This window comes from Streptomyces sp. NPDC093111, assembly GCF_040683955.1.
In the GTDB taxonomy this organism is placed as follows: Bacteria; Actinomycetota; Actinomycetes; order Streptomycetales; family Streptomycetaceae; genus Streptomyces.
Window position 1 is genome coordinate 63,822 of the sequence record NZ_JBFBNW010000013.1, and the last position, 13,490, is coordinate 77,311.

Here is a 13,490-nt window from a genome sequence, read left to right on the forward strand (position 1 = left end):
GGGTGGCCTCAGGACGGCTTCGCGGGCGATTTCGGCCCCTAGGCTCACGAGCGGTCAGAACGATCACTCTGGCCCCGCTCCGACGACGCCGCTTCCAGGCCCCGGAGATCTCACCGACAGAAGGGGTTGATCCGCCATGGGCGCGCATCGGCGCACACCACGCTCGACGGTCGTACAGGGCCTCGTTCGATTCTCCGCCGTCGCCCTCACCGTCGGCGCCGCTGCCGTGGCCACCGCCTTGGGCGGACCGAAGAACGACTCGGCTCAGGACCTGGCCACGGTCGCTGCCCTCGATACGCCCACCGACCAGGATGACGGGAATGACGGGGACAGGGCGCCCTCGGGCGCGCCGACCGCTACCGCCTCCTCCGCCCCCGCCCCCGCCCCGACGCCGGCGTCACCGACGGCGCGTCCGAGCTCCACTCCCTCCGCGCCGGCGCCCGTGGTCAAGCGGGCCGCCGCGCCCAAGGTCGTGCCGCGCGCCGCCAGAACGACGCCCGCCTCGAAGCCGGCCGCCCGGGCCAAGCCCACTGCTCAGAAGCGCGGTGCGGCACCCGGGTCGTCGGGCTTCACCTCCGGCTACCCGACCGGCCGCGACGCCCGGGGAGCCGTCAACTCCGCGCTCGCCGCCGCCAAGGCCGACGGCAAGAAGGTGCTGATCGACTTCGGCGCCAACTGGTGCGGCAACTGCAAGGCCGCCGACGAGGTCTTCGCCACGAGAGGTGTCGGCGCGCTGCTCGACGCCTCGTACCACGTGGTCAAGGTGGACATCGGCGGGTCGGACTCCGCCGCCTTGAGCCTTCTGGGCAGCTACTGCACCGGCGAGGGCGCTTACAAGATGCCGGTCCTGGTCGTCCTCGACGGCAACGGGAAGGTTCTGACCGAGACGCACTCCACCGGCAACCCCGACCTGACCGACGCGGGCCTCGGCGCGTTCCTGCGGAAATGGGCCTGATGACGGTCCGCCCGCGTCGGCACGGCGGTGGCGCGACGGTCGCCGCCCTCCCCCTGGACACGAGAAAGACACAGAACGACGACATGGCCTGGAACATGACACTCCAGCACGCATCCCCACGCCCCTCCCACCCCTTTCGCGCTCACCTGGCCCGGGGGGCTGCCACCGCCCTGCTCGCGGCCGTGTCGTTGACCGCCTGCGGACAGGGCCCGGCTCCACGGCGCCCTGCCCCGGTGACCGAGTTCAACGAGAACGGCGTGACCGTCCGGCTGAGTGTGACCGACTGGGAGTCCGCCGCCGGCACCCTGGTCACCACGTTCACTCCGGACGACGCCGGCTTCCACCTCTACAGCACCGCACTCCCGGCCCAGGGCGTCGACGGGGTGGGGCGGCCCACCCAGGTCCGTCCCGTCGGCGCGGTCGCCACCGCGGGCGAGATGACGGTGGACAAGCCGGTCAAGACCATCCGTGTCCCCGGCGTGCGCAGCGCGGTGCCCGTCTATCCCGACGGCCCCGTCACCGTCACCCTGCCGATCCGGGCGACCGCCGCGGGAGAGGCCAAGGTCCTGATCGGCTACGCGAGCTGCAGCTCGACCGAGGGCTGCACGATCCCCGTGGCCGACCGGGCCGTGGGCCTGCGGACGGGCGAGGACGGTGTGTCGTTCGACGCGCCTTGACGGCCTGTCCGCCCGTCCGCCCGCCCGTCCATCCGTCCCTCGTCCGCCCGCCCGTCCGGAGGAACAGGTGGAACAGGTGGATCACGTAGAGCAGGTGGACGGAGCCGGCCCGGCCCTACGCCGGTGCCCGACGGTCGGATCCTCCCGACCCGATCGGCGTACCGCTCAGCGCCCTCCACGAGCGGTGGCGTCGTACACGTCGCTCCCGCCTGCGCATGCAGGCCCCCGCCGGTCTCCCTACGATGAGGGCGTCGGTCTCGCTGTTCTGTCCGGCTCGACGGGAGCGAGGGAGCATGGCCGCAGAGGACGCTGCGCCCGCCGGGCGCCCCCAGGGTTTGAAGGCCAACGCGATCGGGTTCGTCGACGCCCTCGTCATCGGGCTCAACGCGACTTCCCCCGCGTACTCCCTCGCGGCGGTGATCGGGCCCGTCGTGGCCTTGGTCGGGGTCTACGCGCCCGGCGTCATGGTCGCGTCCTTCGTCCCGATGCTGCTCATCGCTTCGGCGTTCTACTACCTGAACAAGGTGGACCAGGACTGCGGGACCACCTTCTCCTGGGTCACCCGCGCCATGGGCCCGTGGGCCGGCTGGCTCGGCGGCTGGGCCATCACGATGACCGGAGTCCTCGTCGTAGGCTCCCTCGCCGACGTGGCGGTCAGTTTTGCCCTGCTCGCCTTCGGGCTGGACGGCTTGGTGGACAACACGTTCGTCCGGCAGCTGCTCACGGTGCTGCTGATCCTCGTCATGACCGCCATCTGCGTCATCGGTACCGAGCTGTCGGCCAAGGTGCAGAACGTGCTCATCCTGGCCCAGGTCGCCTGCCTGCTGATCTTCGTGGGCGTGGCGCTGTACAGCGTCTACGACGGTACGAGCGCGTACGACTCCGTGGAGCCTTCCCTCGGCTGGCTCAATCCGTTCGGCGCCGGTGGTGCCGCGCTCACGGGTGGGCTGCTCCTCGGGGTGTTCATCTACTGGGGCTGGGAGTCGGCCGTCAATCTCACCGAAGAGGTCGAGGACTCGGCGACCGCTCCCGGCAAGGCCGGGCTCTGGTCGACCGTCATCCTGCTGGTGACCTACGTGTCCGTGGGCTTCGCCGTCGTGGCGTACGCCGGCCCGACGTTCCTCGCCGAGAACGCGGGCGAGGAGGAGTTCGTCTTCGCACAGCTGGCCACGGACGTGCTCGGCGGCTGGGACTGGATCCTGCTCCTGGCCGTCGCCACCTCCGCGATCGCCTCCACCCAGACGACGATCATCCCGGCCTCGCGCACGGCGCTCTCGATGGCCCGGCGCCGGGCGCTGCCCGCCTCGTACGGCCACATCAGCCCGCGCTTCCGTACCCCTGACGTGAGTACGTGGTGGGTCGCCGCGATCGCCATCGTCTGGTACCTCGTGGTGAGCCGGATCAGCTCCAACGCGCTGTTCGACTCGCTCACCGCGCTCTCGCTGCTCATCTCGTTCTACTACGCGCTCACGGGAATCGCCTGTGTGGTCTACTACCGTCGCCACCTCTTCGCGAGCGTCCACAACCTCCTGTTCATCGGGCTCGGCCCGCTGGTCGGTTCCGCGCTGCTCGGGTGGCTCCTGGTGCGGTCGGTCGCCGACATGTCCGATCCGGAGAACTCGTACAGCGGTGACTCGTGGCTGGGCCTCGGTCCCCCGCTCGTGATCGGCATCGGCATCACCCTCGCCGGAGTGATCATCATGATCGCGTGGCGTCTGCGGTCACCCGCGTTCTGGCGGGAGCGCCCGAGCGTCGCCGACCCCGACCTGGTCCGCTCCCACGGCCTTCGCAAGGAGCCCTGAGATGTCGGTCGTCCTGGGCTACGACGAATCCCCCGGCGCGGCCCGGGCACTGCGCCTCGCGGTCGAGGTCGCGGCGGCCTTCCACGAGCGGCTCGTCCTCGTCTACGGGGCGGCGGCGCCCGGCCCGGTGGGTGAGGAGTACACGGCCCACCACGAGGCCATCCGCCAGGCCGGCCGCGCCGGGCTCGAACACGCGGTCACCGAGGCCGACCGGGCGGGCGTGCCGACCGTCGTCGAGGTGATCGACGACAAACCCGCGCAGGCCCTCATCGACGCGGCGACCCGGCACGCCGCGCGCGTCATCGTGGTGGGCAGCTGGGGCGAGAGCCCGATGCGCGGAGCCCTGCTGGGCTCGACCCCGCACAAGCTCCTGCACCTGTCGACGGTCCCCGTGCTGTGCGTCCCTCCCGAGGAACCGGCCTGAGGCGTGCCGGCTCTGCGGCTCTCCGGCATCGGCCGCTGGAACACCAACGTGGACGCCTCCCACGCATCCAGGTTCGACGTCACCTGCTCTTGACGGAACACCCTCTCCCGAAGCCAGCGGGGCCGCCGGGGTGGACCGGTCCGGACCAGCACCGGTGGTGTGTGCGGACCGGTTCACGGCAGGAGCTCCACGTACCCGCCGGTGCCGTGTACGCGGATCCGCTGGCCGTCCTGGATCAGCCGGGTGGCCCGGTCCACCCCCACGACCGCTGGGAGGCCGTACTCGCGGGCGATGACCGCTCCGTGGGTCATCAGGCCGCCCACCTCGGTCACGAGGCCGGCGACGCCGACGAACAGGGGTGACCAGCTGGGGTCGGTGAAGGTGGTCACGAGGATGTCGCCCGCTTCGAGGTCGGCGTCCGCGATGTCGAGGACGACACGGGCCCGGCCTTCCACGGTTCCTGCGGAGACCGGCAGGCCGGTCAGGGCTCCGGGCGGCACGTCGTCGCGCCGGTAGGACCCGGTGAGGGCCTCGCCGTCGGAGGTGAGGACCCGGGGCGGGGTGAGCGTTTCGTACGACCTGAAGTCCTCCGCTCGCTGCCGGAGCAGTTCGCGGAGCCCGTCGGTCCGCGTGGAGCGGTCTTCGGCGTCGGGCCCCTGCGCCTCGCGGCGGACGAGGTCGCGGAACTCCTGGAAGGTGAGGTGGAAGACTGCGTCCCGATCGGGCAGGACGCCGGCTCGTACGAGGCGCTCCGCTTCCTCCAGCAGGGCCTGCTTGTAGAGGAAGTAGCGGCTGACGATGCCGTACTTCGGGTATTCGCGGTATCCGATGAAGGCGCGGACCGTGTCGATCATCCGCCGGGTCTCGTCGGCCTTGCGGTCCCCGTCCGGCAGTTCGCACAGACGTGACAGGATCTCCTGCGCCTTGGCGTGGGCCTTGGCGCGTCCCTCTTCGAAGCGGCGTGCTGCGGCGCCGGCCTCGAAGTTCCTGACGTTGTCGAGGATCACGGGGACCAGGGCGCCGGGGCGCTCGTGCCAGCGTGCCCTGGTGATGTCGATCTCGCCGACGCAGCGCATGCCGTACCGGGCGAGGTAGTCCTCGACGGCCTTCCGGGCCGCGGGACCACCGGGGAGCCCGTCGAGTCCGTCCAGGAAGCTGCCGTCCTCCACCCCCCGGTCGTGGACGTCCTGGAGGAACGCGACGACGTCCGGGTGCGGGCGGACCGCGTCCGCGACGTCGAGCAGGTCCAGCCCCATCTCCGAGGTGATGTTGTCGGGGGCGGACAGGGTGAGCGTGTCGGCGGCGTTCTTCTCGCCCAGCCACTCCTGGAGCTTGTCGTTCAGCCACCAGGTGGCCTCCATGCCCGCCATGATCGCCTGGATGTTCAGCGGGTCGCCCAGCACCCGCTTGTGTTCCTCGAAGGCCCCTTCCAGGTAGTCGAAGAGCTCCGGCCCCTGCTTGGTGCGGATGTCGCGCTCCAGCGCGGCGATGGAGGTCCGGCTGCGCTCGATCAGCTCACCGACCACGGCGGGGTCGGTGTCGACGGCGCTGGGCGCGCCGGTCCGCCCGCCGCCGCCCCCGCCTCCGCCCTCGGCGACCGGACCGCCCTTTGCTCCCGGGTCCGGGAGCAGCGGGACGAAGCCGCGGTCGAGGACCGTTTCGAGGGCGTCCCTGACCAGCGGGTCGCCCTTCCCGAGGGCGTCCAGGAGGCCGGCGCGGGTCGCGGGCGCGGCCAGGCGCGCGGTGACGTCGACGAACAGGCGTCCGCCGGCCTCGTGCATCGGCACCATGGCCGTGGCCTGCCACATGGAGTAGCCCAGGGGCTTCATGGCGTCGGTCATCATCTGGCCGTGGCCGACCGAGACGTAGACGTGGTGGTCCTGGTCGTCCGCCGCGGGGACGGGGAAGAGGGTCGTGATCGGACGGGCCTGGACGATCCGGAAGACGCCGTCGGTGTCCAGGCACCATTCGATGTCCTGCGGTCGTCCGAAGTGCGTCTCGATGTGCCGTCCGAGCCGTACGAGTTCCACCACCTGCGCGTCCGTCAGCGAGGGCAGTTCCTGCCGGCGCACGTCGACCGGAACGACTTCGGTGCCGCCGCCGGGCAGGGGCCGCACGGCACGCTCCTTGGCGGCGATCGTCCGGGAGACCACCTCGCCGTCGCGCACCGTGAAGACGTCCGGGTTGACCAGTCCGGAGACCAGGGCCTCTCCGAGGCCGAAGCCGGCGTCGACGGTGGCGACCTTCCGGTTGCCCGAGACGGGGTCGGCGGTGAACAGGATTCCGGACGCCTTCGGGAACACCATGCGCTGGACGACCACGGCCATGTGGACCGCACGGTCGTCGATGCCGTTGCGCCGGCGGTAGACGACGGCCCTGTCGGTGAACAGGGAGGCCCAGCAGCGGCTGATGTGCCGCAGGACGTCCGCCGGCCCCGCGACGTTCAGGTAGGTGTCCTGCTGGCCCGCGAAGGAGGCGGTGGGGAGGTCCTCCGCGGTCGCGCTGGAACGCACGGCGCAGGGCACGTCCGTGCCGAGCCGGGCGAGAGCGTCGGTGACCGCCTCCACGAGGTCTTCCGGGAGTTCGATGTGCTCCACGGTCCGGCGGATCTGCGCGCTGAGCAGGTACACGGCGTCGAGGTCCTCGGGGTCGCGGCCGGCCAGCCGATCGAGCAGGCCGCTGAGTGACGGCTCGCCTGCCACGATGTTCTGGAAGGCGTCCGTCGTCACGCAGAACCCGTCCGGGACGCTGACGCCGTCGATGCGCGACAGGCCGCCCAGGTGCGCGCCCTTCCCGCCGACCCGCGCGAGCTGTGCCTCGTCGACGTCCCGCAGGTCCACCACGTACCGCTCGATCACTCGCTACCCACCTCTGAGAAGACTGCTGAAATGCCTGTGGCTGTGCTGTGGCTGTGGCCAAGACGGACCGCCGCGCGCCGTGCGGCATCGCTGCGGGCCTCGGTCTGTCGGCCTCAGGTCGACGATTGTGCGTCGCGACCGGGGCCTTGCCGCAAGCCCCCCACTGCGCTATACGTTGAAGAGGGCAAGGAGATCGTTCTCCCTGCCCTTGTCGCTTCCCGCGCCCCTCGGGCACCGCATCGACACGGTTCCGGTTTACCGGGCTTGCGAGGTCAGCGGCGCGTCCGATAGCGCAGGTGGAGCACCCGGTCGCCCTGAATCACCACCTCAGGTCCCTCCAACAGGTGCTGCGCCTGGACCGACCCGAAGTAGCGCTTGCCGGAACCGAACACGACGGGCACGACGTCCATGCGCACCTCGTCGACCAGGCCCGCGGCAAGCGCCTGGCCACCGACATCGCCGGCGGAGACCTCGACGACGCGATCACCCGCAAGCTCCTGCGCCCTGGCCACGGCCGCCTCGATACCGTCGACGAAGTGGAACGGCGCCTCGGGGTCCCAGCCCTCGGGCGCCGGTCGGTGCGTCGCGACGACCACGTGGTCGATCCCGCCCGGCGGTTTGCCGTCCCAGCCGTCCGCCAGGTCGAAGACGTGGCGGCCGACGATCGTGACTCCGATCTGGTCCCAGTACGGCCGGGTGTAGGCGTAGGACGCCTGCGAGACCTTCAGCGCGCCGCTCTCGTCCAACGGGACCTCGCCGCCGGACAACCAGTCGAACAGCGGTCCGGGCTGGTCGTTCTCGTCCGCGACGAAGCCGTCCACCGACACCGAGCCGTACATGACCACCTTGCCCACAGGGCTCTCCTCACGCTTCGGGGTGCCCCAAATTAGCCTGTTGTGGGCTGGCTGTCCGGGAGGGCGACAACCGGTCGCCGGGCGGCCGGTCGCCCGGCGACCGGTCTGGATGTTCGCGCGGGAGTCGACCAGCCTCAGTGGGCTGCGATCTCCTCCCTCGACGTGACGTCCTGGTCGGTGAGGATGTGGAACTCCCGGTCCTGCTCGGTCAGTACCTTGAGGAAGCCGGGCTCGGCTTCCAGCACGAACCCCCGCAGCTGCGTCCCGTCGCGCAGTTCGATCCGTTCCAGTGGCAGCCATGGGGTGGTGATCGTCGCGGCCCCGATCAGCATGGCCAGACCGATCAGCGCCACGAGGTGCCGGCTGGCCCACAGGGCGGCCTGCTTGACCCGACCCCCGGCGCTGAGGCCGTATCCGATCCCGAAGACCAGTCCGCCGACCACCAGCACGAGGACCGGCAGCCACCAGGTGCGGTACGTCCCGACGTACGCGATCACGGCCACGACGGCGACGAGGAGGAGCAGCGCGCCCGTCAGGTCCGGCCGCTCGGGCAGTCCTCCCTCCGGCACCGGGCGGTTCCCGGCCTCCCGGACCCTCCGCAGTTCCGTGATCATCCGTAGGGCGGCGATGGGTACGAGGAGCGCGAGGACCAGGACCGCCGCGAGGGACTCGGCCATGACGGTGCCGAGGACCAGGCCGATGGTGTCGTCCAGGTCCAGGGTGTGGAGCACGGCGAAGGCCGTGTGCCAGTTGTAGCCGGACACGGCGAACAGCCGTAGGACGAGAAAGGCGAACGCTGCTGCGGTCACGGTGAGCCCGGTGCGATGCCCGCCCTGTTCTGTCTCGTGAAGTGCTGCCATGTGCGTCTGAGTGCCTTCCTGCCCGCATGAAGGGATCTCGCCTGGGCGAAGCCGTGGAGATGGCGGTGCGACGGGGCCGGGGCCGCGGGTGCCTCAACGGCGTGCCCGCGGGCTCGGCATGGCCGCCCCGGCGCGCGACCAGGGCGGCGCACGGTCACGTGGTCATGGGGCTACCGGCCAGTTGAGCTCGGTACGCAGGTCGCGCGGGTCCATGTCGGGCGAGGGCTGGGTCACGTAGGTCTCCCACCGGTCCTCGCCTGCGGTCAGCCCCCGCGTCCGCATCCAGGAGTGCAGGCGTTCCCAGGAGGCCCCGAGCTCATCGAAGGATCCGACGTGGGTGAGCCTGGCCACCCGCCCTCCGGGAAGCGTGCCGGCCACGACGCCGTCCGCCGGCTGTACGGCCCGGTCCGTCACGAACCCGACCTCCAGGTCCCAGGTCTCCCCCGGCGAGCCGTGGTAGAGACCGAAAGCGGGGCTCAGCACGGTGATCCGCTGCCCCGCGATCGTCCGGGCGAGGACGCTGAAGGAGGAGTCGTAGAAGTTCCGCAGACCGGCCACGGGCACGGCCCCGCGGACGACCGCGGTCGTCGCCTCCTCGAGATCCACGAGCTCCGGCTCAACGGCACCGGCCCCGGCGGCTTCACGACTGTTCATACTGCTCCCGTCCTGTTCGCGACGCTTCTCAGGATGTGTAGACCCGGCGCGCGCCGACAACTCGTCGTCGGCACCTGGTACACCGCGGTTCCGGGCCGCTCCGGGGTGCTCGTGGGGTTCCTAGAAGGGTTCGGCGGCCCGCAGGAGGTACTGCGGCAGGTAGGGGGACTCCACACGGATGGCCCAGCCTCGGCGGCGGGCGTGGCAGGCCAGGGCGAGGGCGTCGAGGTCGACCGAGACCTCGGGGCCTTCGGCGCGGTCGGCGACCTGGTAGTAGGCGCGATGGGCTTCGAGCGCGTCGGCCAGGGCGAGGTTGAAGCTCTCCTCGTCACCCTCCACGAGCTGTGACAACAGCACTGCGGGCGGCATCGCGAAGCCCCAGTCCTTGGCCTTCTCGGCCTCCTGCAGCGCCCGCTGTGCGGCCGCTTCGGGCTCGGCGCCCCTCAGGTAGGCGTGGAGGGCTTCGCGGTAGGCGGTGAACGCGGATCCGTCCGGGCGGGCGAAGGTGGGGCCGGTGAGGACCAGGGGGGCGAGGTCCTCGCGTACGCCGGTGATCAGGGCGAAGGCGACGGCCGTCTGCCAGTACCCGGCACCGGCCTCGTTGCCCCGCTTGGCCGGGCAGCGCAGGGTGCGCCCGCCGACGGACACGTCGACCTCGGTGCCCGGATCCGCCAGCGCGACGCGGAACAGGGCCGCCCCCAGCTGAGAGGCCAGCCGAAGGGTGGCGAGCTGGGCGTCCGCGATGTCGCCGGGATTCCCCGCCCGCCACTGGAACAGGCGCTTCTGGTCGCCCATGACGCTGCCCAGACGCCAGACGGCAAGGGGCTCGCCGCCGTCGGGAGTGAACGCCTCCTGGAGGTGCTCCTCGTACATGGCTTCGATCCGCTCGATCCCGTCCCGCTCGCAGGCCGGCCGCTCCACCACCAGCGGGCCCGCGGCGAGCGCGGCGACGGCGTCGGGCCGCCGGTCCCCGCCGAACCCGGCGACGCGCGGCCCCTGCGTCTCGAAGCCGGTGACCAGCGCGTGCGGGAGGTAGTCGGTGCGGACGGCCGGCGCCCAGCCCAGCGTCCGGTACGCGAGGGCGGCGAGGGCGATGGGGACCAGAGGGAGGAGGGTGCTCGGTGAGGCCGCCGGGCCCTGCCGGGCGGCGTGCCCGGTCAGAAGGTCGGCGAGCGCGGCATCGAATGCCTCCCGGTCCTCGGCGACCAGCGCCCGCAACGCACGGAGGGCGATACTGTCCGGCCGGTCCAGGAGGGGCTCACCGGTCTCCGCGGCACGGGCCCGGATGCGGTCCAGGGCTCCGTCGACGGCGGCGAGCTTGGCTCGCGCGCTCGGCGGGTACTCCTCGTCGTTGCCGGTGTAGTCCAGGGCCACGGCCGTCCATCCCGTGACGAGTTCGCCGGCAGGCGTGCCCTGCGCCCGCTCGGCGAACTTCTGGCGGGCGAGGTGGAATGCCTCGCCGTGCCAGTCCGCCTTGTCCCGGAGCACCGACAGGCACAGCGCGTCGGTCCACTCCCCCGGTGTGACCCTCTCCTCGGGGGAGCCGTCACCCGGGTCATAGCTCATGCCGAAGTTGACGTACTCCAGGAACACGTCGAACGTGCAGTGCGGGTGGTACGCGGCGTAGGCGACGGCGCCGGCCGCGGCTTCGGAGGCGTCCTTGAGGGCGGCCCTGGCCTCCGGGGCGTCGAGGTCGGGTGCGGTGACGGACAGGGCACCCAGGTAGTCGAGGAACTCGTCCGCGATCGACTGCCATTCGTAGGTGGCCATCCGGCCGGCCCGCGACATGGAGTGCACGTGACGCCCGACGCGGTTCGTGAAGTCCTCGCGCGCCGCCGACACGACGGCCTCGCCCACCTGGTGACGCTCTATTCGCACTGCTCTGCTCCCTGATCGACTTCCGCGACAGCCTAGGCGCGGGATCTGACAGGCGGCGAGAAGAGCGGGCCTCTGCGCCGATCGGGGAGCGGCTGGCGCGCGGGCGGGCGGGCGCGCGGGCGGGCGGGCGGGCGGGCGGGCGGGCGGGCGGGCGGGCGGGCGGGGCATCGTCGTGACGCCCGGCGACTCCGCCATGCGGTGAGAGATCCGTGGCTACGAAGCGTGGCCGCCGTGCCCCGGTCCCGGAGCGTCAGGCGGGATGCGCCACCGCGTCCTTCTGGAGCTGAGCCGCGGCCAGCAGGCTCAGCTTCGGCTCCGCCTGCCGCAGCGCCTTGACCGCCGCGATCGAGGCGACGTCCCCGGTGAATCCGACCGCGGCGAACCGGGCGCGCACCCACTCGGCTCGCCGCGCGGCGTCGGGAACCGCGGCGGCTGCCTCGGCCAGGGCGAGCGCACGCTCCAGACCCGGCCGCTCGTCGGGGGCGGCTTCGGCCAGCGCATCTCTCAGGGCGTCCGCGATCGTGTCCGCCTCGCGGACCACGAGAACGGCGTCGGTCTTCTTGTCCCAGCCCGGAAATCCACTCATAACGATCATGCTCGGTCCCTCGGGCCGCTTCGGGCAAGGGATTTGAGGATCCGCTGAGGTAACCGGTGCGCCGCTTGGCCCGCGGTACGTCGGGGGCGTGTGCGGCACTCGGGACGGGGGTGAATCCCGGTCCGGGAATGAGTAGTCGTGCTCATGTCCACGGCTCCGGGCGAGGCCACGATGGGGGCACCTGGACCGAAGGAGCCTCCCCGTGCCCGAGTACCTTCTCACCTCGCCCACGCGCCTCCACCCCCGTTCCCGGAGACGGCCGTCGGCGATCGCCCTCGTCGTGGGCGTCGTCGTCGGCATGGCGCTTTCGGCCTGGCACGCCTACGACCCGACGACCTGGCTCCTGGAGACCGTGTGGGTCCTGATCGGACTGCCCGTGGTCGTGCTGTGCAGCCGCCGGTTCCCGCTCACCGGCCTGCTGTGCTTCCTGCTCGCCGCGCACGCCCTGGTGCTGGCCCTGGGCGGCCACTACACGTACGCGCAGGTCCCGCTGGGCGACTGGGTGCGCGACGGCCTGGGACTGGCACGCAACCCGTACGACCGCTTCGGCCACTTCATGCAGGGCTTCGTCCCCGCCGTCCTGGTACGGGAGTTGCTGGTGCGGACCTCACCCCTGCGCGGCAGCCGCTGGCTCGCCCCACTCGTCGTCTGCGCCTGCCTCGCGTTCAGCGCCGTCTTCGAGATGTTCGAATGGGCGGCCGCGCTGATCGGAGGGCACGCCGCGGACGACTTCCTGGCGACCCAGGGCGATGTGTGGGACACCCAGTGGGACATGTTCTGCGCACTGATCGGGGCGACGCTCTCGGTCGTCCTGCTGAGCCGCTTCCACGACCGCCAGCTCCGCGCGTTGCGGGCCGGTGGGGCGGCATAGGACACGGGATCAGCGCTTCGGGATACTCACCGCTGCGCCCCGCCTCCCCTCCACCTGGCCGGGGCCGGCGCTCATCGCCGTACCGGCGGGAACGCGAGGCCGGTCGGGGTGTTGAGGCCGGTCGAAGGGACGGTGGTCTGACCGCCGCCGGTCTCCTGGACGCGCACCACCCGGTTGTGGAAGCCGTCCGCGATGTACAGGCCGCCGCAGCCGTCGAGTGCGAGGCCCAGCGGATCGGCGAGGTCGTCGGTGGGCACCGTCGTCTGGCGCCCGTCGTGGGCCGCCACCTTCACGACGCGGTTGTTGCCGCTGTCGGCGATGTACAGGTCACCGGCGGAGTTCAGGGCGAGCCCGGTGGGCTGGGAGAGGCCGACGGTGGGGACGGTGGACTGGCCGCTGCCGTCGGCGGCCACTCTGACCACTCGGTCGTTCACGAAGTCGGCGATGTAGAGGTTCCCCGCGGCGTCGAGGGCGAGGCCCCAGGGGTGCAGCAGGCCGGAGGTCGGGACGGGGGTCTGCCCGCCGCCGGACGCGTCGATCCTCACGATCCTGTCGTTGAAGCTGTCGGCGACGAACAGGTCTCCGTCACGGGCGACGGCGAGACCGAGGGGCCGCGAGAGCCCCTCGGTCGGGACGGTGGACTGGCCGCCGCCGTCAGTGGCCAGGACAACCACGCGATTGTTCCCGGTGTCCGACACGTAGAGGTGTCCGCCGGCGTCCCACGCCATGCCGGTCGGGCGTACGAGGCCCTCGAAGGGGACGGTGGTCTGGGTGCCGCCGCCCGTGGGCAGGACGACCACCCGGTTGTTGCCGTAGTCGGACACGTACAGACGCGTCGGCTCGTGCGGCCGGCCCGGGCCGGTGCCGGTCGCGCCCGCCGCGCCGGCGGGCAGTGCGCACAGGGCCAGGAGGCCCACCGCCGCAGCCAGCCGGCGGGCCCATCGGCCTGTCGTGGGCCGTCCGGCGGCCCGTGCGGTCACCGTGTCGGAATCGCCCGTCGTACGTCTCATCGCTCACCCACCGCATCGGGGCTGCCGGCCCTCTGCCGTGCCTCCGCCGACC

Annotated in this window: 12 protein-coding genes; 5 read left to right on the forward strand and 7 right to left on the reverse strand. The window is 71.8% G+C overall.

The window, feature by feature from the left end; translation table 11 throughout:
- The first annotated feature begins 442 nt into the window (after positions 1-442).
- From AB0Q96_RS23345 to AB0Q96_RS23360, 4 genes are all read left to right on the forward strand, one after another.
- Entirely contained in the window at positions 443-955 is a 513-nt protein-coding gene (locus AB0Q96_RS23345; protein WP_365328434.1) for a thioredoxin family protein, read from the forward strand.
- A gap of 233 nt (positions 956-1,188) precedes the next feature.
- Positions 1,189-1,632 (forward strand): hypothetical protein, encoded by a 444-nt coding sequence (locus tag AB0Q96_RS23350; protein WP_365328436.1) that lies wholly within the window; start codon positions 1,189-1,191, stop codon positions 1,630-1,632.
- A 293-nt stretch (positions 1,633-1,925) separates the two neighbouring features.
- Positions 1,926-3,434: an APC family permease gene (locus AB0Q96_RS23355; RefSeq protein ID WP_365328438.1), complete on the forward strand. Its 1,509-nt coding sequence runs from the start codon at positions 1,926-1,928 to the stop codon at positions 3,432-3,434.
- A gap of 1 nt (position 3,435) precedes the next feature.
- Positions 3,436-3,858, forward strand: a complete 423-nt coding sequence (locus AB0Q96_RS23360) for a universal stress protein (RefSeq protein ID WP_365328440.1) — start codon at positions 3,436-3,438, stop codon at positions 3,856-3,858.
- Positions 3,859-4,031: 173 nt separating this feature from the next.
- Here AB0Q96_RS23360 and rph read toward each other — a convergent pair whose 3' ends face one another.
- The 6 genes from rph to AB0Q96_RS23390 form a co-directional block, all read right to left on the reverse strand.
- Positions 4,032-6,716 (reverse strand): rifamycin-inactivating phosphotransferase, encoded by a 2,685-nt coding sequence (gene rph, locus AB0Q96_RS23365; RefSeq protein WP_365328442.1) that lies wholly within the window; start codon positions 6,714-6,716, stop codon positions 4,032-4,034.
- Between the two features lie 272 nt (positions 6,717-6,988).
- On the reverse strand, positions 6,989-7,570 hold the full coding sequence (locus tag AB0Q96_RS23370) for a dihydrofolate reductase family protein (protein WP_365328444.1): 582 nt from the start codon (positions 7,568-7,570) through the stop codon (positions 6,989-6,991).
- A 134-nt stretch (positions 7,571-7,704) separates the two neighbouring features.
- Positions 7,705-8,430 (reverse strand): hypothetical protein, encoded by a 726-nt coding sequence (locus AB0Q96_RS23375; RefSeq protein ID WP_365328446.1) that lies wholly within the window; start codon positions 8,428-8,430, stop codon positions 7,705-7,707.
- Positions 8,431-8,592: 162 nt separating this feature from the next.
- Positions 8,593-9,084, reverse strand: coding sequence for a GyrI-like domain-containing protein (locus AB0Q96_RS23380; RefSeq protein ID WP_365328448.1), 492 nt, complete (start codon positions 9,082-9,084; stop codon positions 8,593-8,595).
- A gap of 120 nt (positions 9,085-9,204) precedes the next feature.
- The gene (locus AB0Q96_RS23385; RefSeq protein WP_365328844.1) at positions 9,205-10,941 is read right to left on the reverse strand and encodes an immunity 49 family protein; all 1,737 of its coding nucleotides are present in this window, start codon (positions 10,939-10,941) and stop codon (positions 9,205-9,207) included.
- A gap of 271 nt (positions 10,942-11,212) precedes the next feature.
- Complete coding sequence (locus AB0Q96_RS23390) at positions 11,213-11,548, reverse strand: hypothetical protein (RefSeq protein ID WP_365328450.1); 336 nt, start codon at positions 11,546-11,548, stop codon at positions 11,213-11,215.
- A gap of 307 nt (positions 11,549-11,855) precedes the next feature.
- Here AB0Q96_RS23390 and AB0Q96_RS23395 point away from each other — a divergent pair, with 307 nt between their 5' ends.
- Positions 11,856-12,428 carry a DUF2238 domain-containing protein gene (locus AB0Q96_RS23395; RefSeq protein WP_365328847.1) on the forward strand — a complete coding sequence of 191 codons (573 nt, stop codon included), beginning with the start codon at positions 11,856-11,858 and terminating at the stop codon, positions 12,426-12,428.
- A 71-nt stretch (positions 12,429-12,499) separates the two neighbouring features.
- On the opposite strand, the gene AB0Q96_RS23400 is transcribed toward AB0Q96_RS23395, so the two are convergent.
- On the reverse strand, positions 12,500-13,438 hold the full coding sequence (locus tag AB0Q96_RS23400) for a hypothetical protein (RefSeq protein ID WP_365328452.1): 939 nt from the start codon (positions 13,436-13,438) through the stop codon (positions 12,500-12,502).
- Positions 13,439-13,490 lie beyond the last annotated feature (52 nt).